The organism is Acetivibrio clariflavus DSM 19732 (genome assembly GCF_000237085.1).
In the GTDB taxonomy this organism is placed as follows: Bacteria; Bacillota; Clostridia; order Acetivibrionales; family Acetivibrionaceae; genus Acetivibrio; species Acetivibrio clariflavus.
Genome location: NC_016627.1, coordinates 2,704,981 through 2,731,401 on the forward strand (window position 1 = coordinate 2,704,981; position 26,421 = coordinate 2,731,401).

General features: G+C 33.7%; 30 protein-coding genes. 1 reads left to right on the forward strand and 29 read right to left on the reverse strand.

What is annotated here, in order from left to right:
- Positions 1-10: 10 nt before the first annotated feature.
- The 7 genes from CLOCL_RS23230 to CLOCL_RS11515 form a co-directional block, all read right to left on the reverse strand.
- Positions 11-265, reverse strand: a complete 255-nt coding sequence (locus CLOCL_RS23230) for a hypothetical protein (RefSeq protein WP_245532787.1) — start codon at positions 263-265, stop codon at positions 11-13.
- The gene (gene istA, locus CLOCL_RS11490; protein WP_014255511.1) at positions 259-1,752 is read right to left on the reverse strand and encodes an IS21 family transposase; all 1,494 of its coding nucleotides are present in this window, start codon (positions 1,750-1,752) and stop codon (positions 259-261) included. Before istA (CLOCL_RS11490) ends, CLOCL_RS23230 begins: the two co-directional genes overlap by 7 nt.
- Positions 1,753-2,380: 628 nt before the next feature.
- Positions 2,381-3,889, reverse strand: a complete 1,509-nt coding sequence (locus CLOCL_RS11495) for a zf-HC2 domain-containing protein (protein WP_014255512.1) — start codon at positions 3,887-3,889, stop codon at positions 2,381-2,383.
- Between the two features lie 13 nt (positions 3,890-3,902).
- Positions 3,903-4,427, reverse strand: coding sequence for an RNA polymerase sigma factor (locus CLOCL_RS11500; RefSeq protein ID WP_014255513.1), 525 nt, complete (start codon positions 4,425-4,427; stop codon positions 3,903-3,905).
- A 131-nt stretch (positions 4,428-4,558) separates the two neighbouring features.
- Positions 4,559-5,089: an S-layer homology domain-containing protein gene (locus CLOCL_RS11505; RefSeq protein ID WP_014255514.1), complete on the reverse strand. Its 531-nt coding sequence runs from the start codon at positions 5,087-5,089 to the stop codon at positions 4,559-4,561.
- Positions 5,090-5,148: 59 nt separating this feature from the next.
- Positions 5,149-6,048, reverse strand: a complete 900-nt coding sequence (locus CLOCL_RS11510) for a chitobiase/beta-hexosaminidase C-terminal domain-containing protein (protein WP_041715121.1) — start codon at positions 6,046-6,048, stop codon at positions 5,149-5,151.
- 168 nt (positions 6,049-6,216) lie between these two features.
- Positions 6,217-6,741, reverse strand: a complete 525-nt coding sequence (locus CLOCL_RS11515; protein ID WP_169313381.1) for a S8 family serine peptidase — start codon at positions 6,739-6,741, stop codon at positions 6,217-6,219.
- 62 nt (positions 6,742-6,803) lie between these two features.
- Between CLOCL_RS11515 and CLOCL_RS23805 the strand changes: the two genes are divergently transcribed.
- Positions 6,804-7,019: an amidase domain-containing protein gene (locus CLOCL_RS23805; RefSeq protein ID WP_420805132.1), complete on the forward strand. Its 216-nt coding sequence runs from the start codon at positions 6,804-6,806 to the stop codon at positions 7,017-7,019.
- Positions 7,020-7,053: 34 nt separating this feature from the next.
- On the opposite strand, the gene istB is transcribed toward CLOCL_RS23805, so the two are convergent.
- The 22 genes from istB to CLOCL_RS11620 form a co-directional block, all read right to left on the reverse strand.
- Positions 7,054-7,812, reverse strand: coding sequence for an IS21-like element helper ATPase IstB (gene istB / locus CLOCL_RS11520; protein WP_014254989.1), 759 nt, complete (start codon positions 7,810-7,812; stop codon positions 7,054-7,056).
- Complete coding sequence (istA, locus tag CLOCL_RS11525) at positions 7,790-9,379, reverse strand: IS21 family transposase (RefSeq protein WP_144687005.1); 1,590 nt, start codon at positions 9,377-9,379, stop codon at positions 7,790-7,792. The genes istB and istA (CLOCL_RS11525) overlap by 23 nt, the downstream gene beginning before the upstream one ends.
- 782 nt (positions 9,380-10,161) lie before the next feature.
- Complete coding sequence (locus CLOCL_RS22175) at positions 10,162-10,365, reverse strand: hypothetical protein (protein ID WP_144687050.1); 204 nt, start codon at positions 10,363-10,365, stop codon at positions 10,162-10,164.
- 229 nt (positions 10,366-10,594) lie between these two features.
- Positions 10,595-10,831: a hypothetical protein gene (locus CLOCL_RS11535; RefSeq protein WP_027621327.1), complete on the reverse strand. Its 237-nt coding sequence runs from the start codon at positions 10,829-10,831 to the stop codon at positions 10,595-10,597.
- Between the two features lie 57 nt (positions 10,832-10,888).
- Positions 10,889-11,104, reverse strand: coding sequence for a hypothetical protein (locus CLOCL_RS11540; protein ID WP_014255517.1), 216 nt, complete (start codon positions 11,102-11,104; stop codon positions 10,889-10,891).
- 275 nt (positions 11,105-11,379) lie between these two features.
- A complete protein-coding gene (locus CLOCL_RS22560; protein WP_169313382.1) occupies positions 11,380-11,535 on the reverse strand; it encodes a hypothetical protein in 156 nt (51 codons plus the stop codon).
- A 411-nt stretch (positions 11,536-11,946) separates the two neighbouring features.
- Positions 11,947-12,207 carry a stage V sporulation protein S gene (locus CLOCL_RS11545; RefSeq protein WP_014255518.1) on the reverse strand — a complete coding sequence of 87 codons (261 nt, stop codon included), beginning with the start codon at positions 12,205-12,207 and terminating at the stop codon, positions 11,947-11,949.
- A gap of 311 nt (positions 12,208-12,518) precedes the next feature.
- Complete coding sequence (locus CLOCL_RS11550) at positions 12,519-12,914, reverse strand: hypothetical protein (protein ID WP_027621328.1); 396 nt, start codon at positions 12,912-12,914, stop codon at positions 12,519-12,521.
- A gap of 201 nt (positions 12,915-13,115) precedes the next feature.
- Positions 13,116-14,126, reverse strand: a complete 1,011-nt coding sequence (locus CLOCL_RS11555) for an elongator complex protein 3 (RefSeq protein WP_014255520.1) — start codon at positions 14,124-14,126, stop codon at positions 13,116-13,118.
- A gap of 46 nt (positions 14,127-14,172) precedes the next feature.
- On the reverse strand, positions 14,173-14,880 hold the full coding sequence (rnc, locus tag CLOCL_RS11560) for a ribonuclease III (RefSeq protein WP_014255521.1): 708 nt from the start codon (positions 14,878-14,880) through the stop codon (positions 14,173-14,175).
- A gap of 249 nt (positions 14,881-15,129) precedes the next feature.
- Positions 15,130-16,368, reverse strand: a complete 1,239-nt coding sequence (fabF, locus tag CLOCL_RS11565) for a beta-ketoacyl-ACP synthase II (protein WP_014255522.1) — start codon at positions 16,366-16,368, stop codon at positions 15,130-15,132.
- A gap of 166 nt (positions 16,369-16,534) precedes the next feature.
- Complete coding sequence (acpP, locus tag CLOCL_RS11570; protein WP_014255523.1) at positions 16,535-16,759, reverse strand: acyl carrier protein; 225 nt, start codon at positions 16,757-16,759, stop codon at positions 16,535-16,537.
- A gap of 95 nt (positions 16,760-16,854) precedes the next feature.
- Positions 16,855-17,598 (reverse strand): 3-oxoacyl-[acyl-carrier-protein] reductase, encoded by a 744-nt coding sequence (fabG, locus tag CLOCL_RS11575; RefSeq protein WP_014255524.1) that lies wholly within the window; start codon positions 17,596-17,598, stop codon positions 16,855-16,857.
- 138 nt (positions 17,599-17,736) lie between these two features.
- Entirely contained in the window at positions 17,737-18,672 is a 936-nt protein-coding gene (gene fabD / locus CLOCL_RS11580; RefSeq protein ID WP_014255525.1) for an ACP S-malonyltransferase, read from the reverse strand.
- Between the two features lie 25 nt (positions 18,673-18,697).
- A complete protein-coding gene (locus CLOCL_RS11585) occupies positions 18,698-19,693 on the reverse strand; it encodes a beta-ketoacyl-ACP synthase III (protein ID WP_014255526.1) in 996 nt (331 codons plus the stop codon).
- Positions 19,683-20,696, reverse strand: a complete 1,014-nt coding sequence (gene plsX, locus CLOCL_RS11590; protein WP_014255527.1) for a phosphate acyltransferase PlsX — start codon at positions 20,694-20,696, stop codon at positions 19,683-19,685. Before plsX ends, CLOCL_RS11585 begins: the two co-directional genes overlap by 11 nt.
- A gap of 68 nt (positions 20,697-20,764) precedes the next feature.
- On the reverse strand, positions 20,765-21,331 hold the full coding sequence (fapR, locus tag CLOCL_RS11595) for a transcription factor FapR (RefSeq protein ID WP_027621331.1): 567 nt from the start codon (positions 21,329-21,331) through the stop codon (positions 20,765-20,767).
- Between the two features lie 262 nt (positions 21,332-21,593).
- On the reverse strand, positions 21,594-22,211 hold the full coding sequence (pgsA, locus tag CLOCL_RS11600; protein WP_014255529.1) for a CDP-diacylglycerol--glycerol-3-phosphate 3-phosphatidyltransferase: 618 nt from the start codon (positions 22,209-22,211) through the stop codon (positions 21,594-21,596).
- Positions 22,195-23,553: a 30S ribosomal protein S12 methylthiotransferase RimO gene (gene rimO / locus CLOCL_RS11605; RefSeq protein WP_014255530.1), complete on the reverse strand. Its 1,359-nt coding sequence runs from the start codon at positions 23,551-23,553 to the stop codon at positions 22,195-22,197. Before rimO ends, pgsA begins: the two co-directional genes overlap by 17 nt.
- Before the next feature lie 181 nt (positions 23,554-23,734).
- Positions 23,735-23,983: a hypothetical protein gene (locus CLOCL_RS11610; protein WP_014255531.1), complete on the reverse strand. Its 249-nt coding sequence runs from the start codon at positions 23,981-23,983 to the stop codon at positions 23,735-23,737.
- Positions 23,983-25,434 carry an AAA family ATPase gene (locus CLOCL_RS11615; RefSeq protein ID WP_014255532.1) on the reverse strand — a complete coding sequence of 484 codons (1,452 nt, stop codon included), beginning with the start codon at positions 25,432-25,434 and terminating at the stop codon, positions 23,983-23,985. Before CLOCL_RS11615 ends, CLOCL_RS11610 begins: the two co-directional genes overlap by 1 nt.
- The gene (locus tag CLOCL_RS11620; protein ID WP_014255533.1) at positions 25,431-26,420 is read right to left on the reverse strand and encodes a metallophosphoesterase family protein; all 990 of its coding nucleotides are present in this window, start codon (positions 26,418-26,420) and stop codon (positions 25,431-25,433) included. Before CLOCL_RS11620 ends, CLOCL_RS11615 begins: the two co-directional genes overlap by 4 nt.
- Position 26,421 lies beyond the last annotated feature (1 nt).

A 26,421-nucleotide genomic window follows, 5' to 3' on the forward strand; every position in this document is an offset into this window, starting at 1 on the left:
TCACATTTTCTTAAATAATCAATATTATACTCGCAGGAACAGTAACTTCGTCAAATTTAAACGCTTCCAAGGATTTCATTGTATAAAATCCTGCACTCTTTATCAGCCTATTTTGTCTGGTCTTTTCTCGGTGCTCTATCTCAAGCTTCAATAATTTGAGTAAGTATTCTTGATGACTGTCCGCAGTTATCTTTTGACTGTTTTCCACCATGTTTTGACTAATTTTTAATGCCTTACAGCAATCTGCTATTTCAAGACTTAGCATAAACTACCACCTGCTTCCTTTATCAAAGCATCATATGCAGAAACATCGGTAACAACCTTTTTAAGTTTTGGTATACCCTCTGGTACTCTAGCAGGTTTTAGATCAAGTTCAGGAGTATTTAGCCTGCTGAAAAGAGCTGTCAAGCTATCTGCATCCGCTGCTCCATACAAAAGAGCTTCACTTACTGCTTTTACTGCTGTTTCAAAGTTTGATTTCTCACATATCGTTGCTATGGTTTGAAGAATTCTTCCCCTTTCAGGTCTCGAACAAGTTTCTATATACTCTTTCATAGGATGTGGCAGCATAGTATATATTCCAGTATATTTCAATGCTCCAGGTCTTTTGGCTAGAGTATTAAGATAGGGAAGCCATTGCATGCTCTCCTGCTTAGTATCACCATATAGTCGAGTATGTTTGATTGTTTCTCTGTAGTTTTCATCAAGTATAATTACCTCATTAGCTGTTATCTTGATATTAATTTTTTCATTTGCATATTTAGGAGATGTAGAATATTCGTGGATTCCATTATTTAGTGTAAATTTCCCACACCCATTTGTTTTTACAGTTAAATATTTTCCTGTATCAAATTCTACAGTTGGTAGTGGTATTAATGATTTTCTATCTTCAATATGCAATTCTGATATTTTTACTCCTTTTCGATAATGTTCTCTATCAGCATCATTATCACATTTTATTAAAAGTTCTTTATTGAATTCTTCCAGATTAGTTATTTTAGGTACAGGAACAAACATGTTCCTTCTGTGATATCCCACTTTTGACTCAACTGATCCCTTCTCATGACCAGAGTTAGGATTACAAAACACAGCTTCAAAGTTGTAGTGTTCTTTAAACCTCAAAAAATCATCTGTTAAATCTCTATCGCCTCCTTTTAATACTTTTGCAACTATAGTGCTAGCATTATCAAACCATATCCTATAGGGTACTCCCTGAATATGCTTAAATATATTGATAAGTCCTTCAAAAAGGCATTCCTGATTTTGACCTTTGAAAAGCTGAGTATATCCTTGATTGCTGTATGGGAATGAAATATTTATGTAGTAACCATTGTATAATCTATCGTTTAGATAGAAGTCTGCTTCACCAAAGTCTACCTGAGCTTCTCCTGGCCTATGTTCCAAAGGCAGGTGCCCATATGATTTTGCATATATTTCTTTTTTCCTCCTTCTAACATAATTTGATACTGTCTTGTAACAACAATCAAAGTCATCTTTATATATTTCAGTTAATCTTTCAAAAATACGTTTTGCAGTATGTCTCTGTTTTCTTCTTGCTGTCTTATCTTCCATAAGCCACTTGTCTATGGTATCCTTAAAAGGTTTAAGTTTTTCTGGCCTTCCTCTTTTTACACTTTTATCAATGGGATATTCATTCCAATCTGTTTTGTCTATATACTTTCTTATAGTTTTTCTATCAAAGTTGGTTTCCCTAGAAATTTGACTAATGCTTATACCTTGTTCATAATACATTTTTCTGATATGATTTTTTGAGTCATTGATAGCATCCTCCAGTTCCTCCTTGTAAAAGAATGGTCTCTAATACAAGGATAAATTTAAATGGTGGTGCCTTCAATGGCTTTTTTTATTTCTGGGGATTTATTAATTGCAAAAGTGGGGAATTCTTTTTTCACTTTTGTCCATTTTTATTTTACATTAAACAACCTTTTCCTGTCACGCTCAATACCACAGCTTTTGACTGCAGCACCAACAGGCAGTTTGAAACTTGCACCTGAATGCCGATTTCGAGAGGCCTACTCTCATCTCCTACAAAGCATAATTAATTGCGTTTATTCACCCTCCTTTTGTCGCAATTCATCTTCAGGACACACTTTGACGCTTACTTATATACCATTATAGACCATTGAATTAGAAAATTACCTAAACACTACACTTATATATATTTGCAATACGCTGAAGGGAAAATATAAAAAAATTCAACCGGCTATGCATTAAAAAAAGCCCTCATTCTCAGGGCCTTTTAATAATTTACTATTTGGAGGCACCACCCATATTTAGGCAAGTCCAATTAAGATTTTTATTATAAAAATACTAGTTATTTTATCTTAATTTCTATATTACTAAACAAGTAATTAACATATTAATTTATAGGGATTTCAATATCTATTTTATTATCCCTGTGTCCCCAAATTTCAAGCTTATACTTATTACTTAATGAGTTTATTTCATAGGATTGATTAACACTTGCAAAATTCCCCTCAATATTTCCCTCAGAGTATTCTCTTCCACCAATAGAATAATCTTTATAATCTAATACTTGTTCTTCTGATATCAGCTTCATATCAATCGGTGTTATTTTACGGGATTTAAATGATATATCCAATAAATACCTGTGTTTAGATACCTTATCTACTTTTACGGATAAGTCTCCAAGGTCCGTATGCTGCTCCAGTTTTCCTTTTAAATTTTTCAAATCCAAATCTATACTGCCAAGCTTCTCATAGGTTGTATAAGACAGTATTTTTATTTTACCCGGGTTAACATTTTCAAAAGGAAGCATAATTGTTGAAGAAGGAAAACTGTGCCTGTAAGTTACCTCTTTAATCTCATTATTTTGATCTTTATAAATATACCGTCCATTTTTGTAGGTCATTTTTGATATAGACTTTCCTTCTTTTGAATATATTTCGACATTACTGAATCCAACAACTTCCTTTGAACTTTCATTATTTATTTTAAGCTCATGAAATATTTCAGATTTAGACGCCTCTACTGTTAATTCAGTAAATTTTACACTGAAATCATTACAATTAAATACATAATCTAACTTATATTTTGCAAAGTGCTTATTAGCGTTTTCAATTAGTGCTTCATCCAATTTAATCGGAATAATCCATTCACCTTCAATTACTCTGGTTTTTCCTTTGCTAGCTTGTTCTCCGTTATCTACCAATAATTTATTAAAAGCATTTTCCTCTACATATATATCATAAATTTTCAATTGTACTTCATTTGGCACCTTATCATCCTTCAAAGAAATATTAAAGTCTCCAAAAGATATATTTTCAGTATAATTTTGTCCGTAATTTCCCTGATAAGAACAAGGTTCATTATCCACCGTTATTAGAATATTACCAAATTGACAGCCATTGTTTATGTTTTTTGTATCTTCCAAAGTAAAAAAAATAGACAAATCTGACTTACTATATGCTATAGACTTAATATCCAGTTTTATACCTTCAATTACAAACGTCTCTCCACTGCCCACTAATTCTTTACCAGCAACAAATTCCCTTCCGAAACTATTTCTAAATGAACTAATTATATTTGATATCCTCGCACCAAAATTATATCCAAAAACCGGTTCGCTAAGGGCTATAAAACCAACAGTAAATATAATTGTAAATGAAGCGGCAATAGAGACAATATTTTTCTTAATTGCTTTAGGTAATACTCTTCGACTAAAAATCATGTCATCAATATTTACTCTATAGTCAGTACTATTAACATCACTTTCAAAGGCTTTTTTTATACTATATTCTTTTCTACATTCTTCGCATTTCTGTATGTGAAGTTTCATAGAATCCAATTGAGCTTCCGATATTTCATCTTCTAACCAAATATATTCCTTAACCTCTTCACATTTCATAATATACACCCTCTCATAAATAATATTTTCTAATTTTTTCCACAGCATAAAATAATCTTGATTTTACAGTTCCTAAAGGCAAATCGGTTATTTCACTTATTTCTTTTAAAGAAAAGCCTTGAAAGTATTTTAATATTATTATTTCCCTATGCTCATTGGATAGATTAAAAATAATATCTTTTAGTATTATTTTCTCGTCTATTCTCGTTTTTGAGAACATTGCATCTGTAGGCGGTGTACTCTCGTCTATTGGTAACTGTTTAGTTCTATATTTCGCTTTTTTATACATTTGTTTGCACTTATTTATTAAAATTTTATAAAACCAAATATCAAAACTGTTATAATCTCTTAAATCTTTAATGTGTTTTAATGCCTCACAATAAGCCTCCTGCAATACATCTTTCGCATCTTCCTCATCGTATAAAATTGAATACGCAACTTTAATGTAAACATGTTTTTTCTCAGTAAAATTTTTCTCAAACATTTTTTTTATATTCTTTCCTACAGGAGGTTCCTTAACCATTAATGACTCTTCCAATTCCTTTATCTCCTTTAATAAAATTTGAATCTATATATATAGATTACTTTTTATAACAAAAAGTTCAAATAAAGATCACAAGAATTTTTCTTGTGATCTTTATTTGAATTTACTAAATACTAATATGTTTATTATTCTAAGTATTTGAGATGTAATGTGTTTATTACAAACTCATACATCATTTTTATTGCTTCATCTCTTTTAACATAACTCCTCGGTTTAAACTCCTTATTTTTGTCATTGCATTCAATTATGCCAATATTTCTTGCTATTTCAATGTATTGTTTTGCATAGTCGCTTATTTCATGTTCATCTTTAAATTTTACCTCAGAATATAAATCACTAGTAATGTCTTCAGCCCCGAAATAGTTAATATATGCTTTAACAAATAAAATGACCATATCTTGTCTTTCTAAATATCCATTAGGATAAATTTCATCTTTGCTTACACCATTCATAATATTTACTGAATTAAGCTTAATTAAATCTTCATAGTACCAGTCATCGGCATATATATCTTTAAAAGGATTCTTCATGTTTTCCTCAGCACATTGAATATCTAAATATCTGTTTAAAAGTACAGCAAACTCAGCTCTTGTAATTTTTTTATCCGGTTGAAAGTGTTCACTATCAACTCCATTTACTATTCCCCTAATCCACAAAAAGTTTACACAATTATCTAGTTCCTCATTTTTTATATCTTTGAAATTGTGTGTTTTATTTAATGCAATAAACTTGATGTTATTAATAAACGGAAATACAATGTGTTCTGGAACAAAAAGTAATTATTGCAACTTCTTAAGTTATTATCTTTATCTAAATAATACAATGCTAGTTGATTTATGTTCATATCCTCTTCTAACATTACGAACAGATCCATTAAATTATTAACATTAATTAAATCGCCATCTCCTGTTACTTTAATACAATATGAAAAAATCGGCTTTTCACCATCGAATAAATCCTCTTTATCAATGTTAATTTCAACTTTGTCATAACTTAAAAGTTCTTTTAGTTTATTATTAGGTATACCAATTTTTATATCATTACAATCTATACAAAACGTATAATCCTTGTCAACAAATTCCTTTATGATACTATTAGATAACACAAACCTTAAAGCTTTATTATCAGTACTGTTATCTAATTTAAATAATGCCATTTCTCTCTCCGCACTAATAATTATATTGCTTTTCGTAATCTCAATACTACTATCTTTTGAAATTTCAACTATAGGATTAGTATTTAAAATAGCATGAGCTATTCTTTGTGCATTGCTTTTATTATTGCTTGATTTACTAATTGAATAGATAAAAGTATTTACACTACTTATAATATCCTGTTTTACAGCTACAACATTCAATTTACAAGAACTATCAATTGGAATTTCTGATGTATACTTTAATGCTAAAGGATTAATCTTGTTAGATATTACAACTGGAATATCTCCATATGTATAATATATTTGCGAAGAAGGCGACATACACTGTAATGATACTTTTATACTTTGGCTATAAACACCTGAAGGTAGAGAAGGTATTACAGGACTTGGTCTAACAATAATCTTTTTTCTATTCTTTACAAAACTATGATTTTTACTGTCAACTAAAATATCATACAAACCCACCTTATTAATTTTCTTTATAACGCTCAAAGTACCATATACCATTTCTGATACAGTATGATCTTTTAAAATGTAGATATCATTATCATCTAAATATTCTCTAATACTTATTTGTAATTCTGTCTGGCCTTCATTATATACATCACTTGAAACTGTTTCAATTATCTATCCTTGATAATCCACAAGTGAAATTAAACAATTCAGTTCCTCGTTTTCTTCAATGATATCATCACATTCTATTCTCATACGCGGAGTATACAAGCTTTTGCTAAAGTTTATTAATCCATAACCGAAGTTCTCATCTTTTCCTTCATCTCCAATATCCTCACATCCTGATATAATAATTTCTTTCAAGTAATTATTGTCTAAACTCTTGTCAAATGCCTTTAAAATCGCTGCCAAACCCGAAACATATGCACCTGCATAGGATGTGCCTTCGCAAAATACATAGCCATCATAATTAATATTATCACCTTCAAATCGGTTATAATCAACATCTAGTTCTTTTGGGTAAGTGGAAAGAACCATTTTAGCTGGCGCACATACATCGACATCAAGAGAGTAATTAGAAGATAACATTCTTTTATTTCCCTCACTTATTCCAGAAACAACAATTGGACTAGCTTGATACTTTTTATATTTATAAGCCGCTGGATAACATAACTCATTTTCACCAAAATTACCAGACACTGTTAAAAAGTTTGCAGGAAAATACCAGTTCAGCAAACCAAAAATTAATCAGCAATTATGGATTGACTATAACTAGTTTATCAACAAGGCGACAGAATGCAATTACTTATGCAACAACAAATTCCTCAAAAGTAGACCCTGCCTCTGGCGGACAGAATGTTCCATTCACCAATGTTAGTCCTGGCTGTACAGAATTTGTTTCTCATTGTTTATTAGCAGGAGGTTTTAGACAAGTAGTTGGAACACCACTTGGGTGGGATGGTGTGAATGTCAAGTAACTTTTTACAATTTTCGGTCAATAATTTTTTACACCTAATTATTACCAAATATGGTTTGTCGATGTTTTAGCCTATAACTTTCTCCGTCAAGATTTAGCACTTGGCACTTATGGACAATTCGATCTAATATTGCTGTAGTGATTGCCGGGGCGCCTAAAAGTTCCCCCCAGTCTTCAGGTCCTTTGTTTGAAGTAATAATAATTGAGGATTGCCCATATAGTTTGTTAATAAGCTGAAAGAACAGATTAGCTTCATGTTTTTCCATCGCTATAAACATTAAGTCATCGATTATTACCAAATCAGAATCAACAATACGTTGGTATCTTGTCCTGGAAGTTCTTAATATCTCCTGAGTTTTTAATATATGTATTAAATCATGCATGGTTATAAAGTGAACTTTGTATCCACAATTAATGGCTTCTACGCCTAAACCTATAGAAAGAAACGTTTTACCTACTCCTGTAGGTCCGAGCAGAATTAAATTATAGCCCTGCTCAATCCAGCTTAATTCTCTAAGCTGGTTAAATTGTTTCTTGCTTAAAGTAGTCTGTTCTTTTAGGTCAAATTCATCAAGAGTTTTATATTCAGGAAACTCAGCATGTTTTAATCTCCTTTCAAATCGTTTCTCTTCTCTACCTTTTATCTCGCATTTGAGAAGTTCTTCAAGAAACTTTTCATAGGATATTGACTCGTTTATTGCTTGATTGAATATATCTTTAATTTGTACTGCAATATGGTGTAAATTTACCGTTTTAAGCATAGTTTCAATATTATCTATTTTGGATTGTTGCATTCTCATTCCCCCCTAAAGCATTAATATATTCTGATATATCTCGAATTTTGGGTGTAATATTAATTTTTTCGAAATTGTCAGGAGTTAACGGTACTAGTTCTGCTCTTATTGTATTATCTAATTTTGCTTTATCTTTTTCATAATGAGCTACTGCATCTTGAAAATCAGTGGCTTTGTAAAGGTGATTCTTTATGCAAAATTCCAGAGCTTTATTAATGGATTCTAACGAACTATCTTTCATGGTTGATTGAATTAGATTAAGCTGATCCCTTATGTGCCGAGGTTTTTCTTTCTGTATGTTTTCCATAAAGATTTTTGCCTTTGCCGATTCAGCAAATCTATCTGCAATCTGATTTATTAGGTCTGATATCTTAACACTAATATCTCGCTTATGGTTACTGTTTTTTAGTATATTTCCCTTATCTGCCGGTATTTGATATTGAGCTAGTTTTTTATCTGTATCAATATCTATAATTACCAATTCGGTTTCACTTATATAATTGACTTTGACATATGTATAAGGCCCTTTGTAAGTTCCTTTCGGAACAGAATATCTATTTCCTTTTATGGGAACAGTATTGTCTTTTCTTACTTGATAGGTTAAACTTAGAGAAGGAGTTTTAGTTTTTATTTTGCTGAGTATCGGTTTAAGATATTTCTTTTCTTCAAGAAATACTTGAGCCGGTACTTTCCTTGTTGTTCCATGTACTTTGCCGTTACCACGCCTTTCTAGCCAACTAAGACAATCCTCATTCCAACGGTCAATATTGTAAAATGTACGGTGTCGTGCAAAATTGTTTTTTACAAAACCAACTACGTTTTCAATTTTTCCCTTACTTTCTGGGTCCGCCTTACGGCACATATATACTTTAAACTTACGTTTTTGATGATATCCTGCAAACTCACGGGTGTATATCAAGTCTCCATAGTTTTCACTTACAAGAATTACATGGTCCTGGTCGTAAACTATTTCTTCCGGCATACCTCCATAGTATTCAAAAGCATTTTCGTGTATTCGAATAATATCAGAAGTAGTAAAAGGTCTGCTTTGCCATTCACAATATTTATATCTTGAATGGGCTAAAACAAAACACATTACATAAAGACGTATATCCTTCCCATCTTCTTTTTTTACCTTTATTTCACCAAAATCAACTTGCATTTGCTTTCCCATTGGCAGTTCTTCAACTCCCTCATACTCCCGTATTTTTGTTGTTTTATGAATATTATGCTCCTGTCTTAGTAATCTAATATATCGTCGTAAGGTCTCTTCTGAAAACGGAAGCGTTTTGTACTTTTCTTCAAGCCAGTCAAAAATCTGTGAGGCTGATAAATCAGGGAATTCCCTTAACCATAATAGAATTTCAGCACTGTATGGCTCGGGCTTCTTTTTACGTACCTGTATTCCTTCAATAAATTCTTCAAACTCGTCTGTCGACATATTAAGATATTTGTTTACTGTAGGGCGGCTGATATCAAGTTTTCTTGCAATCTGAGATTTTTTTAACCCTATTTTCTTAAGATGTTTTATTTCACTATACATATGCCATCCTTCTTCCTTTTTCAATGTTCATGCTCCTTTCAGTATAATTAAATATTATACCGAAAAAGCCCTTTATTTTCACTTTGACAGTTTAATTGATATGAATATTATTGACTTGAACTTATATTATCTGATATGACTATTTTATAGATATGAACTTCCAGTGTTCTGATATGGTTATTTACAGATACTTGTAAAAATCGTAAAATCTTATTGACCGAAAACTGTCAATTATATTTTACCATTCACAAAGATTCGGCATCAGTTTCAAATACAAATAATTTGTTATTCGTATTTATCACCCCTTTAATCCTTTTCGAAGTATGTTTATTGCCTTTTCTGTATGGAAAAACATCTGATACCCAAAAGCTATAGGCAGTTTTCCAGATAAAAATCCTTTCACATTTTTCACCATTGATCCTTCAATAATATCATATTTGCACATTCTCCGGCCTAATCTATTATGTCTTACAAAACATCTCCATGAAGCAGTATGGAGAACTAAAACTTAATTTTTTTCATATCATTAAGCTCTGAAACCGGAACTTTAATGCTTCACTACCATCATCATATCGACTTGCGCATTCATGTTAATGTTTATTGTAAAATTGATTTTTACCAATGATAGTTGAAACAATTAAAGATTCCCAATCTTCTTTTTTCATAATCATATTTTATTTTCAACTAAATTTTAAAGAATCTGTTTATTGTTTACATTTTATTGCTATTTACAATCACTTCAAATATAATATATTGAACATATCAACTTTTGCCTTCAGGAAATAATCTAATTTTTTAATCATTACTCATTTTACGGATTTCAACTCTATTTTCTCCCCCAAATGCCCTAATTTCTCTACAAGTGTTTCTGCTATACCGTTTGGTATATTAGTCATAAGTACAAAAGGTAAATTTTTTGAACCAAATAATAAATCTTTTATTGATAACTCAAGGCCCAAAACATTTTTTAGTTTAATCAATTCTTTTGGATCCTCTACTGGTTTTGCCAATTCAATATTTTTTAGTTCAAATAGACTATTATCATCATCAATTTCTTTACCTAAATGAAAATCTCTAAATTCCTGAGCTGTTTTTTTACCTCATCCGAAAAATTTGGAGAATTAATTACAAAATCATATAAATCCAAATACTCCTTTTTTTTAACACCATCAACGCCGTTTATAATCCTATTTAGCATAAACAAAGTGTGTACTGTAGGACTTCTTTTTATAGACTCAACTAGCTTGCTGTAATATTGATTTTCATCAAACTTCTCAAAAAATGAACCAAAGGACCTGGACTTCCAAAGTCAACATCCGGATTTGATTCTATCAATTTAATTATTGGTTCTACAGCTTCAGATGAGTTTTCTAACTTTATCAATTCATCAGTAATATCATAAGCAATGCTTATAAAATCATCATTATAAACATTTTCATATAATCTATCAATCATCATTTTAACAATATTATCCATTTCACACCTCCAATTCTCACATAAAAATTACTGTTAATTTTATTTGTGTTACAAGCATCAAACACCTCTAAATGTAACATACAGACAGTCATTTATCTCATATCTAATCACGTATCCAGAATCATAATCATCAAAAATCAATTTTGTTCCACAACGTAAGCACCACCTATCTGTAGTGGCTTTTATTAAATAATCCTCTGCAGCCTTATTTACATTTTCCATTTCTTCACTTCTGTCTACATTAGATTTTTGTCCATTTGTATTAATATCCATATAATATCGCCTTCATGAATTTATTTGACCTTATATGAAAGTACTCATTCCGTTTCTGCTTCCATTGCTCCTGATATTGCACCTTATGTAAATGAGCCGGCATATTCTCTCCTGCTTTTATTGAACTTTTGTCTTCCATAAAGTCTTATACAGCTGTTATTGCAGTGTTTATCAATTCCTCCAATTAAAACGGTTTTTGACAATTAAAAAGGTTCTTTAAATAATACAATTTTAAAATTCGAAATTCTGTAATTTCAGTATAAACATTTGATTTTTTAACTAAGAATAGAATAAGTATTTTCATCTAGTTCCGGAAGATATGTGGTTACTAAATTCCAATCGCAGTTTTTACAAAAACAGCAATGAACTCTATCTACTCGGCGATATTCAATCTCTCCACCGCATTTCTCGCACTTATCAAAATCCTCCAATAGTATCACTCCTATATTAATACTTACTGACACAAACTATCTAAAAAACCTTAAATATTAAACATTTCCTAAAGTTCAGGCTTCTACCTAACCTTCTCCTTCAACCCGGAAACAGGCGCAGTACAGTAGATTTAATTTGTGAATATGCAAAAAACAAATGTTTAAGGATTGAATTAAAATTCTTTGTATAAAAAACTATATGTTTCAATTAACCTAATTTCAGCACCATTCCAACTCTCCAGTAACGAATCAGATTCACATAATCTTTGTTATTTAATATTAGTTATAATATCCACATACTAGAATATCAAGTTATTTTTGTATTTTAATTATTACATATTTACCTGTAAAATGCAATAAAAAAGCTGTTCTATTTATCTATAGAACAGCTTAAGACACACTATTAAAATTTTACCTTGGTTCTACTAAAAACTTAATTGCTGTCCTTTCTTCACCGTCGATATTAATAGATGAAAAAGCTGGAACAGTTACGATGTCAATTCCATTCGGAGCTACAAATCCTCTTGTAATTGCAATAGCTTTTATAGCTTGATTCACTGCTGCGGCTCCCACTGCCTGAAGCTCTGCTGTTGATTTGCCTCTCAGAATAGCTGCTAAGGCTCCTGCGACCATTTTCGGCTGAGATTGAGCTGATACCTTTAATACTTCCATACACTTTTCCTCCTCAATAAATTAAAAATATATAATTTAAAATTATTAATATCTATCTTTATATATATAAATATTTTTTCTGTCTCTCTTTAACAATTCCTTCTATGTTTATTCTATAACATAATGGTACATCCCACAATATCACAAAATTAATATTTTATATCATAAAGTTCACATTTATTTCTTGCAACATAAATTAATATTTTTTGTAGTCAATGGCATAGCTGCAATAAAAACTGTTGTTGTAACATTCCAACCTAAACTTATGTTTCCTCGTTTATACTGCTTAAAAAACAAAGAAATTTATCACATTACTTTCTTAATAACAACATGCGAATGATTGAGGAAGCAATAATTGAAACCAGCATCACACCAGCCATAAAAAACGAATAAAACAAATATGCCGTTACCTCAACGTCTCTTGTAAGATTTCCTAAATAGAAGATTGTAAACACCGTTAAAAAACACAAAAGGAAATTAAGAATTATACAATAAACAAAATGATTTATCTTCGTAAAAAAAATACTGCAAACTATACCGCCTACTACTGTTATTAACGGTATAAAAATATAATATACCAAAATAATCAGCAATAGTGTCCACTCAAATCTTCGCTTAGAAATTAATGCTGAAGCTATTGAGAAAAGACTTATTAAAACATAACTCGCTGCTATAATAATTGAATATATTTTTGTTTTTTTATCCATAACTTTGACCCCAAGCCTCATTTTTTAATTTAAATACATATAATTCTATTCTGCATTAGCAGTTTATTATCGTCATACACTGCCATTGCTTTCAAACTATCAATTGCTTCTTTAATCTCAATTATTATACATTGTAAAACAAAAAATGTAAATAATATTTATAAATTACTGATATTATGATATATTATTGAGACTTGAGTGTCAATATTTAACATCATAGCATTCACATTTATTACTGTCGGTATAAACCTTTATCTCCTCATAGTTATACCTTTCTTTCAAATACTTTATATTTGACTTCTTTTGGCCAATAATGACCGAAACGTCTTTCTTATCGGCAAGTATAGCCAATGTTTTCTTTCCGGTCAATTTATTTTTTACTATTATTTCTTCTATATCCTTCAGGGCTCGTCTTGATTCAACAAGCTGCCTTATTGCAGGATGAAAAGGTCCGGCTACTACATCTCCTCCATCACAAATATTGTCAGTAGGCTGTAATCCAACCCGTATTACATTTATATGATTGCTCTCATATATCTCCATAAGCACTGCACATAAGTCAACAGCTTCCTCAAGACTTAAAGGTTTATACTGGCCTGTATTGTACAGACGTTCCAGATAAGTTCCCTTTACAACAAGAGTGGGATAAATCCTTACGATGTCCGGTGCCAATTCAACAACTTTCTTTGCAGTATCAACTGCCTTTTCAAAACTATCCCCCGGAAGACCTATCATAGTTTGAATTCCAAGACTAAACCCTTTATCTTTTATCTTTTTTGACGATGTCAGTACATCCTCAATACTATGTCCCCTATTGCTTTTTTCAAGCACTTCCCTGTCAAGACTTTGAACTCCCAATTCGATAACGGATACATTATATTTTTTCAAATAAGTCAGGATATCATCATCAATATAATCAGGCCTTGTCGATAACCTTATACTTCCGACAGGGCCGTTTTGAATATACTCATTGGCTATCTCAAGATACCTAATCTGTTCTTCCCTATCGATACCGGTAAAACTTCCGCCGAAGAAAGCTATTTCAATTAAAGAACCCCTGGAAATTGTATTTAGATGTGACTCAATGACTGCACGCACTGAACTTTCTGAAACCTCATCCATTTGTCCGCTTATTTTTTTCTGATTGCAAAATATACAGTCAAAGGGACATCCTTTATGCGGTATAAAAATCGGTATAATTACATGTTTCAAAATTTTTAATCCCCCTCAGCGCTAAAGTGCATAATTTTCTGTCACATCACTTGTTTTTTTCCAAAAAGTTCTTTGCAGCCATCTGTTCTGCTTCTTTCTTTGTACGGCCCTCACCTATTCCAATGACCTTATCGTCAAGTTTTACTTGTGAGACAAATATCTTATTGTGGTCAGGTCCCTTTTCTTCAATTATTTCATAACTGACTTTCTGATCGTTGTGTTTCTGTATCATTTCCTGAAGCTGCGTCTTGTAATCCATAAATATCTCGCCATTAATGGAATCAACAATAAATTTTTTCATTTGCCTGAGCACAAATTCCCTGGCACACTCAAGCCCTCCATCAATATAAATTGCTCCAATTAACGCTTCCATTGCATCGGAAAGTATGGATGTTCTTGTCCTTCCACCCGTTAGTTCTTCTCCTTTGCCCAATAAAAGATACTTACCTATGTTTAAATTCAGGGCACAATGTTCCAATGACGCTTCACACACCACATTAGCCCGAAATTTTGTCATTTCACCTTCCGATAAATGTCCGTAATTCCTATAGATATTCTCACTTACAATAACGCTTAATACCGAATCCCCAAGGAATTCCAAACGCTCGTTGCTAATAAGTTTCTCATTTTTATACTCATTGGCATAGGAACTGTGTGTAAGCGCCAAAATAAGATTATTCTTGTCTTTAAACTTATATTGAATTCTGTTTTCCAATTCCTCAATACTCTTTAACAACTCATCACGGCTTAGCATAGCAACTCCATTCTTCCACACACTATACTATATATTTTATAAATCATCTATATTTTTCTCGAAAAATCTTTTAAATATAATAAATTAAACTATAGAAAAAAACTAAGGACATGGATCAACATAAATAATTCGGCTAAAATAGCTGTTTATAAAATATATACTATGGTGTACGGATATTAATATTAAATACAGTTCAAGGGAACGGATAATATCCGTTCCCTTGAATTATACCGCTGCTAATGATTAAAATCAACCTTGATATTTCTTTAAAACAATAGTCGCATTATGACCGCCAAATCCGAAAGAATTTGATAAAGCATAATTAATATCGGCATTTCTTCCTTTATTGGGTACATAGTCCAAATCACATTCAGGATCCGGTGTTTTATAGTTTATTGTCGGAGGTAAAAATCCGTCTTTTATCGAAAGGGCAGTTATTATAGCTTCAACGGCACCTGCTGCACCAAGAAGGTGTCCTGTCATTGACTTAGTTGAGCTTACAGCAAGCTTCTTTGCATGTTCTCCAAACACTGTCTTAATAGCCGCTGTTTCAAACTTGTCATTATACTCGGTTGAAGTACCATGAGCATTAATATATTGTATGTCTTCAGGTCTTATTCCTGCATCATTGATTGCCATCTTCATACATCTTGCTCCCCCTTCACCTTCCGGAGCAGGAGCAGTCATATGATATGCGTCATTGGTACATCCGTATCCTACTATTTCTGCTATTATGTTCGCACCTCTGGCCTTTGCATGCTCCAATTCTTCTAAAACAAGGATACCGGAACCCTCTCCCATTACAAATCCATTCCTATCGGCATCAAAAGGTCTGCATGCACAAGAAGGATCTTCATTGGTAGACATGGCTTTCATTGAGCAAAAACCAGCAAAGGATGCCGGTGTAATACTCGCCTCAGCTCCTCCGGTAATCATAATATCAGCATCGCCTCGCTGTATTACTTTAAAAGCATCTCCAATTGCATTTGTTGATGTAGCGCAGGCTGTTACCACGCACTCATTGAATCCCTTAGCTCCAAATTGCATAGCTAAAAGTCCTGATGCCATGTTGGCAATCATCATCGGTATAAAGAATGGACTTACTCTTCCCGGACCTTTTTCCAGAAAAACTCTAAACTGTTCTTCAAAAGTCTCAATTCCTCCAATACCCGAACCTACAATAACCCCAAATCTATATTTGTCTATCTTTTCAAGATCAAGGCCTGATGCATCAACAGCCATCTTTGCAGCAGATATGGCATATTGAGAATACTTATCCATCCTCTTTGCTTCTTTTTTGTCAATAAACTGGGTAGCATCAAATTCTTTAATTTCGGCTGCAACTTTACAATTCATATTTGAAACATCTATTTTTGTAACTGAACTTATGCCATTTTTTCCTTCTCTTATCGAATTCCAAAAGTTGTCAACACCTATTCCCAACGAAGAAACTACACCCATTCCTGTAATAACTACGCGTCTTTTCATACTTAAACCTCCTGTTTTTGTATATGAAAATATATGTCAAAGCATTATGCAATTGTTCTTCATGGATTTTTTAAGATTTCCTAAATTTTGAGACTTTTCATTTTGTCAAAAAGAATTCACTGAGAGACTTAGTAGTTATAAAAAAGTCCCTATCAAGGGACTTTTTTTATGAATTATTCTTAATGTACTCAACAACATCTCCAACTGTTGTAATTTTCTCCGCTTCGCTATCGGGGATCTCAAGATCAAACGCTTCTTCGAGCGCCATTATCAACTCAACTATATCAAGTGAGTCTGCACCTAAATCATCTATGAAGGAAGATTCCATCGTAATTTCATCTTCTTCAACACCTAATTGGTCAACAATAATCTTTTTTATTTTTTCGAACATTATCGTTCACCTCCTTCCGCAGGGGGTTTTGGTAAATATAGTTACTAAATGTAAAACTATATTGAATAACCACATTGTGCTACACTAAAATATTATTACATAACTAGACCGCCGTCAATATGTATTACTTGCCCTGTTATATAATTTGCTTCTTCCGAAGCAAGAAAACCAACAACATTTGCCACATCTTCAGGCGTCCCAAACCTTTTTTGCGGAATGTTATTTAAATAATTTTCTTTCACATTCTCGGGCAATACATCGGTCATCTCAGTTTCAATAAATCCCGGTGCTATTGCATTGCAATTGATCCCCCTTGATGCAAGTTCTTTGGCTATGGATTTTGTAAGACCAATTAATCCAGCTTTTGAAGCTGCATAATTTGTCTGACTTGGATTTCCTATTACTCCTACTACAGAAGTAATGTTTATAATCTTACCGCTTTTTTGTTTCATCATTATTTTCGAAGCAGCTTTTGTACATAGAAATGCACCTTTCAGATTTACATCCAAAACTTCATCCCAATCACTCTCAGTCATTCTCATCATAAGCTTATCTCTTGTTATTCCTGCATTATTAACAAGAATATCCACGCTTCCGAAGGTATTCACAGCGGTATTAATCATAGCTTCAACATCTTCAATTTTTCTTACATCAGCTACAGTGGCAACAACATTTACTCCCGCTGCTTTTAATTCCTCCTCGGTCTTCTTCAGGGCTTCGGAAGGCGAACTGCCGTTTATTACTACATTTGCACCCATTTGTCCGAGTTTTAATGCAATTGCTCTTCCTATTCCTCTGCTTGAACCTGTTATAATTGCAGTTTTCCCCTTTAATTGCATGATATTCACTCCCTATATCTCCCAGTCATCTTCAGCGCATCAAATACCTACTAATAAATTTAACACCACTATATACAATATAAATTTATTTTAGCGATTAGCAATACATAAAACAATCTGCTGCTCTATACTAATATATTAGTATCCAAGCTCTTTAAAAGTATTGCTCAAGGATTCAAGATCCTCAACGTTTAAGGTTTTTACATCTTTATTAATTTTTTTGACAAATCCTATCAAAGTCTTTCCGGGTCCAATCTCTACAAAAGTATCCACGCCGTCATCAATCATTTTCCTTATCGATTCCTCAAAAAGTACCGAACTGCTAACCTGCCTGATAAGTAAGTCCTTAACTTTATTCTTATCTAAAATATATTCAGCAGTTACGTTTGTTACTACAGGAATATTCATATCTTTTAACTCAATTTTTTCAAGTTCTGCAGCCAGTTTTTCACCGGCAGGTTTCAGTAAACTGCAGTGAAAAGGTGCACTTACAGGAAGCAGCATAGCTCTTTTAGCACCTGCTTCTTTTGCAATTTCCATTGCTTTTTCCACAGCTTTCACTTCTCCAGCCACAACAACCTGACCGGGACAATTGAAATTTGCCGGTTCAACTATTCCGAAATCTCTCGCTTTGTTACAGCATTCGATAACTTTTTCATTGTCCAGCCCAATAATAGCCGCCATTGCTCCTACACCTACAGGAACAGCTTCCTGCATAAACTTTCCTCTTTTTCTCACAAGGGCTACCGCATCACTAAAAGCCATTGTACCGGCTGCCACATGGGCTGAATATTCCCCAAGACTCAGACCTGCAACAACATCCGGTTTAATTCCCTTTTCCAAAAGCGGCTGAAGACATGCAATGCTTGTCGTTACTATGCAAGGTTGAGTATTTTCGGTTATTTTTAAAGTTTCATCATCGCCTTCAAAAATCATTTTCTTTATATCAAACCCCAAAACTTCCGATGCTTCATTAAAGATGGAGTCAGAAGACTTATACTCTTCTGCTATTTGCTTACCCATTCCTACGTACTGCGCACCTTGACCGGAAAATAAAAATGCCAGTTTTCCCATAATGTTACCTCCATGCCATTAATAATTATTTACTCCATTTAACCACAGCAGCTCCCCAAGTCAGTCCCCCGCCAAAGCCTACAAAGACTAAGTTATCTCCTTTGGCTATTTTACCTTCACGATAGGTTTCATTGAGAGCTACAGGAATTGACGCTGAAGATATATTCCCATATTTATGGAGATTAGAAAATACTTTTTCGTTTTCAACACCCAATCTTTTTGTTGCACTTTCCAGAATTCTAATATTGGCCTGGTGCGGTACTATCAGCTTAATATCGTCCAAGCTCATGCCAATTTCCTCTAAAACTTGCCTTGTGCACTGTTCCATTATCTTTACTGCAAACTTAAATACTTCACTGCCGTCCATCCACAAAACTCTTTTATTTTCATTAGGCCTTTTGGCAATATCCTCTTCGGTTATAAAACAGCAGGGAATTGTCAAATTGTGACCTAAGTCTCCCGCAGCACCAAGATATGTATTAAGAACACCATATCCTTCTTCAACCGGGCCCAATACTGCCGCACCTGCACCGTCACCAAAGAGAACACAGGTGTTTCTGTCCTTCCAGTCCATAACTTTTGACAAACCTTCACATCCAATTACCAAAACATATTTATAAACACCCGTCTTAATAAACTGTCCTGCAACTGTCATGCTGTATATAAAGCCGGAACACGCAGCATTAAGGTCAAAAGCTGCAGCTTTCTTAGCTCCAATTCCCTTCTGAATCAAGCATGACATTGAAGGCGAAAGGTAATCGGGAGTCTCTGTTGCTACAATAATTAAATCCAAATCTTCAGCAGTCAGGCCGGCATCTTCCAATGCCATCTTGGCTGCTTTTATCCCCAGTTCATGAGTAGGTTGTTCTTTTTCCAGTATTCTTCTCTCTGAAATACCGGTCCTTTTTGTAATCCACTCATCAGTGGTATCTACCAACTTCTCCCAATCATGATTTGTAAAAACCTTTTCGGGCAAACAACTTCCAACCCCTAAAATTCCATAATTATTCCTATTCTGCAATATCCTCCACCTCCGTATTGGAAAATTCCTTGGAAATTGTATCAATTATTTTAGTTTTTGCCATAATTTGTGCTTTCAAAACTACATTCTTTATGGTTTTCTCATTGGAATTGCCATGACTCTTTAATACAAGGCCATTTACCCCCAGTATCAGTGCTCCACCCTGTTCATCTGCATCGAGTAGTTTTTTAATTATTTTCATATCGTTTTTAAGAATCAATGCCGCCAATTTTGTCTTCAAGTTCTTAAAAAATACGTCTTTCAGCAAGCCTATCATGAAATATCCGGCGCCTTCGATGGTTTTTAACGCCACATTTCCCACAAAGCCATCACATACCACAACATCAGCCTTACCTTTTAAAATATCGCTTCCTTCAACATTTCCAATAAAGTTAATATTGGATTCTTCAAGAAGACTATAGGATTGCTTTATGGTTTCATTTCCTTTACCCTCTTCTGAACCTACATTCAACAGTCCTACTTTGGGATTTTCGAGATTAAACATTTCTTTCATGAAAATTGATCCCATAACCCCAAACTGCTGATAATTGATAGGTTTGCATACTGTATTTAGACCAGCATCAATGATCATGCACTTTCCTGTCTTTGTAGGCACTATCGCAGGGAAAGCAGGTCTATCCACACCTTTAATTCTTCCGAGAATGAGCAGAGCACCAGTCATTAAAGCCCCGCTGTTGCCGCAGGATATAAAGATATCTCCTTTTTTCTCTTTCAATAGATTAAAGCCCACAACCATTGACGAATCTTTTTTGTTTTTTATAGCTTTAGTGGGAGAATCATCAGCACAAATTACTTCTGAGGCATGATGAATTTTTATTCTTGGGTTGGATAAGTTTTTTTCTCCCAGTATTTCTTCAATCTTATTTTTGTCACCAATCAACACTATATCAAAACCTTCAGCCTCTTTTACAGCTTCTACGCATCCATTGACAATGGCTTGCGGTGCATTGTCTCCACCCATAGCATCTACTAAAATATTCAAGAACCTTCACTCCTAAATCACATATTACCTTATTGTATAAAATTACTTTAAATAAAATACTACGACATTTATATTTTTTCAAGGGATACCAGTATATATTTCCCTCGAAAAACCTCAACCTGTTTCTCTGTAATCTTTACCCAGACTATATATTTATTGTCGTAGGATTTCTTAACTTCAGCCCTTGCAACCAATTTGCTTCCTGCATACACCGGCGTTTTATATTTTATATTTGCAACACCTACCAGTGCTACATGGGCATCTATAACTGCTATTGCCAGAGACTCTGCCATTGAATATATATATTTACCCTGAATAACTTTCAACTTTTCAAAAGCCATTTTTTCATTGGTTTCCAATATCGATATTCCGCTCTTACCGAGAGATATCTCCACCAGCTCTCCTACCATATCTCTGCTTTGAATTGACTTAACCTTGCTGTAATTTTTTTCTGCAACATTTTTTATTCTCTCTCTAAGTTCGGGAATACCCAATTCAAGCCTATCCAACCTAATAGTCGGTACACTTACGCCAAATATTTCAGCCAGTTCTTCATCCGTAAGGAACGGATCTTCCTTTAGTTTCTCCAAAAGTATTGCCTGGCGTTCCTTTTTCATGACTGATGACCTACTCATCAATTCACCTCTTTTACTTCCTGTAATAAAATATTTACCTCCTGTGTGCCCGCTTTTATCAGAATCACCCTTAAACATATATGCCTATATGTAATTATATGCAATACCGACTAAATTATTACCAGGTACTAATTGTTACTTTTAAAAGTATATAATATATTTTTCACATATGCAATATATTTAAAAATTTTTTTGTTAAACTCATAAAAAAACACACCGCATAAATTTATACGATGTGTCTATAAATGCTTTTTAAATAAGCTTAAGAATTGTGGTCCAAAACTTTTGCATTTTTTACTATGTAATCATAAGCCGAATAGATTGTGGCAATAACAGCTAAAAACATGATAACTCCGTCAAAGGGAAAATCACACAGCCACCGGATGGGATAGTTCTTGAAAAGCATTGTTATTATCGCAATCATTTGAGTTATTGTTTTAACTTTTCCCCAATTGCTTGCAGCTATGACTATTCCTTCACTTGCAGCAACAAGCCTTAAACCGGTTATCATAAACTCACGGCCAATTATAATAACTGCCACCCAGGTTGAAAGGGCACCCCTTTCCACTAAAGCAATTAATGCAGCTGTCACCAAAAGCTTATCAGCAATAGGATCCAAAAACTTTCCGAAATTTGTTACCTGTTTTGTTTTTCTTGCGATATAGCCATCCAGTGCATCGGTGCTTGAAGCAATAATAAAAATCAATGCAGCCACATAATTTCCATAATTATTAATAAAATAATTGACAGATATCAATTGAGGCCTGATAAAGCTCAAAAAACCAAGGTCTATCAACCACTGGGGAATTGGAACAATAATTAACATAAAAATGGGTATAAGAACAATTCTAAGTATTGTAAGCTTATTTGGAAGATTCATTTACAACCTCTCCTACCAAATCATATTCATCCACATTCAAAACCCTGACCTCTGTAAAGCTCCCAAATTCCAGAGGCTCTTCACTTGTAAAGTAAATTAAGCTGTCGATATCCGGTGCCTCAGCATAGGACCTTCCTATGTAAAAAATTCCATCCTCTGCAACACCCTCCACCAGAACAGAATATACTTTATTTAACCTTGCATTATTCTTTTCTATTGCTATTTCTTTCTGTAACTGCATTATGTCGTTCAATCTCGATTCTTTGACACTTTTCTTAATCTGCGGTTTCATATGGTAGGCAGGAGTTCCTTCTTCCCTTGAATAAGTAAATACTCCCAACCTATCAAATTGCTGCTTCTTAACAAAATTATACAAAATCTTAAAATCTTTTTCATCTTCACCGGGAAATCCTACAATAAGCGTGGTACGAATAACAATATCCGGTATTCTGTTCCTCAGCTTGTCAAGAAGTGCTTCCAAATTTTCCAGGGTACCTCTTCTTCCCATGGCCTTAAGTATTTTATCGCTGGCATGCTGAATCGGTATATCTAAATATTTTACAACCTTAGGATTTACAGCAATTTCTTCAATCAGGTTTTCATCAATCTCTTCAGGATAGCAATAAAGCAGTCTAATCCATTTAATACCTTCTATTTTGCTTATTTCTCTAATTAAATCCACAAGCTTTTTTTGCTTATAAAGATCCATACCATACCGGGTCACATCCTGGGCAATCAGTATTACTTCCTTTACTCCTTGTTTGGCTAACTGTTCTGCCTCTGACGTGATATCTTCCATTTTCCTGCTGGTATAAGGTCCCCTCAATGAAGGAATCACACAGTAAGTACAACAGTTGTCACAACCTTCGGCAATCTTTAGATAGCCATAACCTTTATTTGAAGAAATCAACCGTTCTCCTTTAAGATATTCAACGTCGTTTTCATAGTCCAAAAACAACCTTTTATCCTGGGAAATTGCTTCTTCATCCTTTGAAAGCTTTTCTATAATTTCGGCTATATGTCCGTAACCTCCGGTACCAACAACCGCATCCACTTCCGGGATCTCTTTCAATATCTGATCTTTATAGCGCTCTGCCAAACATCCTGTCACTATAAGAAGTTTGCATTTGCGCTGCTTATACTCCGCCATTTCCAATATTGAATTGATAGACTCCTCAACAGCACTCTCAATAAAACCGCATGTATTTACAATTATAATATTTGCATCGCTCTCATCGTTAGTAATCTCATAGTCTTCTTTCTTAAGTACTCCAAGCATTATTTCACTGTCAACGAGATTTTTAGGACATCCAAGCGAAACAATACCTATTTTCTTTTTCAAGTTATACACCTCAAACCGGACTTTTTTGTTTCAATTCAGCATTTAAAATACTAATACAATTCAATGCAGAGTAAAAAATTTATTCATAATGTTTCCTAATCATTATTGCCTTTCCATGAGAAATTGTCAATTACTTTTTTCATTCAGGCATATAAGCATAAACTGTAAAAAATTATAGGATTTATTTAATAAGGTCTTGAGGTATAAGATTTTGTGCCCGTTCCATCAATTCCTCGATTTCACTCTTGAGTTTGCTTATTTCATCATCCAGCTGATCAGGGGATACATTAAGTTCTTTAAGTTCTCTTAAAATTTCTTCCTTTTGTTTGTTTAACTCCTCTAAACGGGCTTCAGCCCTGATTCTCATGTTCTTTGCCTTGTCAAGGCTCTCTTTTATCTGATTGATCCTCTTTTCATATTCGCCGGTCATCAATGTGCCTCCTTATAATGCTTTATAATCTCTCCTAATTTATCATCACTGATTTTACTGTTACATAAAGGACATTTTCCGCTTTCCTTCAACAATTCGGTATACATATTTAAATATTTTTCTATTTCTTGTTTATTGTTATTGAGATAATTATTCCCTTCCCTAATCTTGTCCAATATGGGCATAAGCCTATTTTTAATGTTTTCAAGCCTTGCCAGCAGTTCACTTTTCCTGTCAATGCTAGTAATGACGACATCCGAGGCATTTAAATCTATGCTTCTTTTTAATATACTGTCAACTTTCGCAATTTCGCTGTCATAGTTCACAAGTTTTTCTTTAATTGAAACAAGCTTCGACATTTTTATAACTTTTTCCCTTATCTGATTAATAATTATATCCGATTCACCAATTTTTTCAGTATTCTTTAATACATTTTCAACAGCAATACGTTCCTTTTCCAAAACCCTTAAATTATTGCCGGCCTTTTGAAGCTTTTCATAGCGAACAGTTCTTTCTTCTGCTTCTTCAATCAAACTTATACAACCATTCACTCCTTTGGTCATGGAAAAAATTCTTTCCATTTCCTTTGCTGCCATCAAATTGCTGTTATATCTGTTCTTTAAGTTGTCCAGTGTCTTCAGCCTTATAAAATCGGCATCAATACATTTTATAATTTTCTCAAACTCGTCTATTTTTTCAAGCTTCGAAAGTACGTATAAAGTCTCTTTGTATTTTTCATTCACATCTTCCAGACTGTATTTTATATCTGTTAGCAGTGAAAGCTTTTTTATGTGCTTTTCAATATTTTCAATCAACTTTGAGCTAAGTTCGATTTTTTCTTCAAGTTCATCAAGATATTGATACTCTTTTAACTTTTCATCTACCTCATCCAATTCTTTTCCTATTCTGTCCTTAGTCTGATTTTCCCGTCTCAAATCGGTTGCACTGTCGCGAATGGCTTTATCGATTATATGAAGGCCTGTAAGCCGGCCAATAGCCTTAGCACGTACAGCCCCCGACTCTGAAATAAGGAAAGGGCCTTCCAACTGACTGCCTATATTTATACTGGAATTTATATCGGTATCCAATACCACTTTAGGAATCCCATGAGCGTTTATGATTTCCTGGGGCACTTCATTTCCAAATCCTTCATAGATATTGGTATTTCCTTTCTCATCCGACAGGATATATCTGTTCTTACTTGGCGTCCTTTCCCGGGTAATAACAAAACCAGTGCTTAGCCATAGGGTAACCCGTGCAAAATTGGTACCCTGTCGAACAAAATCGCTGCCCCTCGGCTCATTATATAAAACCCACCGTATAGCTCTGATGACAGCAGATTTTCCATGGTCTGACGGTCCCACAATTACATTCAGACCGTCATGAAAAGCAAGCTCAGTATTTTCATGGGATTGGAAGTTTTCAATCAATACTTTTTCAATTCGAATCATTCTGTATCCTGCCCCATAGCAAAGCTTTCCTGGGCAATGGCTATCCTCCTTAAAGCTTCTTCTTTTACTTCTCTGCTCAAATCTTGATTGGATGCTATATTTTCAACAATACCGGCAATATCAATCTTTTTGTATTTCATAGATTTGGATATACCCTGGTAAAACTGATGAAGTCGAACACTTCGGTCTTTGGCTCTTTCCAATTCTTCACGGTCTAACACCTCTTCCCCCGGAAGCGCGGATTTAAGTTCAATTTCCCGTATTTCAACCCGTTCTTTAAGTTCTACATACACCACCTTCGGTTTCCTTTCAATTTCAGCAATACTGTTGGAAATCCTCACAATACTTCCGGGATTAACAAAGTACTTCCCATTCATTTCCACTATTCCAAAACCGCTGTGATAATGACCCGCAAAAGTAATATCGGCTTCGGTATCCTTTATGTCATCAATCAAAGTGTATTGTATTCCTTCATAAAAGGGCTTTTTCAACAGCATCCCGTGTACAATATTTATGGCATAGTCCACAGAACTGTTCTTTTTTACTATATAATATTCGGCAAATTTTTGTCCATCTATATCATAGTTATAGGATTTTCCGGTAAGTTGAAGGCTTATTCCATCCTTCTTCAAAATAATCTCTTCATCGTCTTTCAGGAGTTTTACAATTCCTGTTCCTTCAAAAATTCCAAGCATGGTTCTGTTTAATGTATTCGGATTCTGCCCATACATGTCATGATTTCCCGCAACAGTATAAATTTCTTTGCCGAAGTTTTTAATAATTATTGCAAACTCCCTCACAATGGAAGGTGATATATCCGGCCTGTCAAACCAATCCCCCCCATGTAAAATATAGTCAACCTCCAGGTCCTTTGCTATATCACCTATTTCCCGGAATTTTCTCTTTAGGGTCTCATAGTAGTTGTCTTTCCGATTTTTGGGATTAGTTCCTTTAATATGAGTATCTGTAAAAAAGAGGAGCTTCATT

Coding starts and splice junctions, on each gene's coding strand:
- CLOCL_RS11620 (WP_014255533.1), bottom strand. CDS start 26,420: ATGAAGCTCCTCTTTTTTACAGATACTCATATTAAAGGAACTAATCCC.
- CLOCL_RS11610 (WP_014255531.1), bottom strand. CDS start 23,983: ATGACCGGCGAATATGAAAAGAGGATCAATCAGATAAAAGAGAGCCTT.
- fabD (WP_014255525.1), bottom strand. CDS start 18,672: ATGGGAAAACTGGCATTTTTATTTTCCGGTCAAGGTGCGCAGTACGTA.
- CLOCL_RS11550 (WP_027621328.1), bottom strand. CDS start 12,914: ATGGATAAAAAAACAAAAATATATTCAATTATTATAGCAGCGAGTTAT.
- pgsA (WP_014255529.1), bottom strand. CDS start 22,211: ATGAATCTTCCAAATAAGCTTACAATACTTAGAATTGTTCTTATACCC.
- CLOCL_RS11535 (WP_027621327.1), bottom strand. CDS start 10,831: ATGGATAATATTGTTAAAATGATGATTGATAGATTATATGAAAATGTT.
- rnc (WP_014255521.1), bottom strand. CDS start 14,880: ATGCTAAGCCGTGATGAGTTGTTAAAGAGTATTGAGGAATTGGAAAAC.
- fapR (WP_027621331.1), bottom strand. CDS start 21,331: ATGAGTAGGTCATCAGTCATGAAAAAGGAACGCCAGGCAATACTTTTG.
- acpP (WP_014255523.1), bottom strand. CDS start 16,759: ATGTTCGAAAAAATAAAAAAGATTATTGTTGACCAATTAGGTGTTGAA.
- istA (WP_014255511.1), bottom strand. CDS start 1,752: ATGTATTATGAACAAGGTATAAGCATTAGTCAAATTTCTAGGGAAACC.
- CLOCL_RS23230 (WP_245532787.1), bottom strand. CDS start 265: ATGCTAAGTCTTGAAATAGCAGATTGCTGTAAGGCATTAAAAATTAGT.
- CLOCL_RS11495 (WP_014255512.1), bottom strand. CDS start 3,889: ATGAAATGTGAAGAGGTTAAGGAATATATTTGGTTAGAAGATGAAATA.
- fabF (WP_014255522.1), bottom strand. CDS start 16,368: ATGAAAAGACGCGTAGTTATTACAGGAATGGGTGTAGTTTCTTCGTTG.
- fabG (WP_014255524.1), bottom strand. CDS start 17,598: ATGCAATTAAAGGGGAAAACTGCAATTATAACAGGTTCAAGCAGAGGA.
- istB (WP_014254989.1), bottom strand. CDS start 7,812: ATGCAACAATCCAAAATAGATAATATTGAAACTATGCTTAAAACGGTA.
- CLOCL_RS11540 (WP_014255517.1), bottom strand. CDS start 11,104: ATGGATATTAATACAAATGGACAAAAATCTAATGTAGACAGAAGTGAA.
- CLOCL_RS11545 (WP_014255518.1), bottom strand. CDS start 12,207: ATGGAAGTATTAAAGGTATCAGCTCAATCTCAGCCGAAAATGGTCGCA.
- CLOCL_RS11615 (WP_014255532.1), bottom strand. CDS start 25,434: ATGATTCGAATTGAAAAAGTATTGATTGAAAACTTCCAATCCCATGAA.